The sequence below is a fragment of the Thalassotalea sp. G20_0 genome (genome assembly GCF_017744175.1).
GTDB lineage: Bacteria > Pseudomonadota > Gammaproteobacteria > Pseudomonadales > Endozoicomonadaceae > Endozoicomonas.
In genome coordinates this window covers 1-746 of the sequence record NZ_JAGHQV010000346.1, presented here as the reverse complement: position 1 = coordinate 746, position 746 = coordinate 1, and the positions used below count along the sequence as shown (strand labels likewise).

Sequence of the window (746 nt, the reverse complement as noted above, 5' to 3'; positions counted from 1 at the left end):
GGTTCGACCAGGGCAAGATCAACGCCATCCACAAGCACACGCCCCGCTTCCGGAACATAAAGCCGCTGCACCAGTTTGGTCAGGGTGCTTTTACCGGAACCGGAGCGCCCGACAATGCCTATGACCTCGCCGGAGCGGATATTCAGGGAAATACTGTTAAGAATGGCTGGGCGATCGGGCTGATAACGAAAGGTGACATGCTCAAACCGAACATGGCCTTGGAGGTTGGGGAGTGTGGTCCGGTTTGGATCGTGTCCCGGTTCTGTTGGTGTGTTCAGTACATCACCGAGTCGCTGAACTGAAATCCCGGCCTGTTGAAAGTCCTGCCACAGTTGAACCAACTTGAGAATAGGCTGACTGACACGACCGGCAATCATATTAAATGCGATGAGCATACCCACCGACAACTCACCATTAATCACCAGCGTGGCACCAACCCATAAGATCAATACCGTCACCACTTTATTGATCAGCCCCGCGATCTGACTGGCGATATTGCCGAGGTTATTGGCGCGAAATGAAGCAGAGACATAGGCTGCAAGCTGGTCTTCCCATCGCCGTTGCATCTGGGGCTCCACAGCAAGACTTTTCAACGTTTCTACCCCGGTAACTGACTCCACTAAAAAAGACTGGTTCTCAGCCCCTCTCTTGAATTTCTCATTAAGGCGGGCACGGAGAATGGGCGTAACAACCGCTGATAAAACGATATAAAAAGGAAGGGAGCCCAGCACTATCCAGGTTAATGA

The 746-nt window shown here is 52.0% G+C and carries 1 protein-coding gene; it reads right to left on the bottom strand.

Going from position 1 to position 746, the window contains the following annotated elements; all coding sequences use genetic code 11:
• The coding region (locus tag J7438_RS26430; protein WP_353620200.1) for an ABC transporter transmembrane domain-containing protein at nucleotides 1–731 on the bottom strand (731 nt) is incomplete at its 3' end.
• Nucleotides 732–746 lie beyond the last annotated feature (15 nt).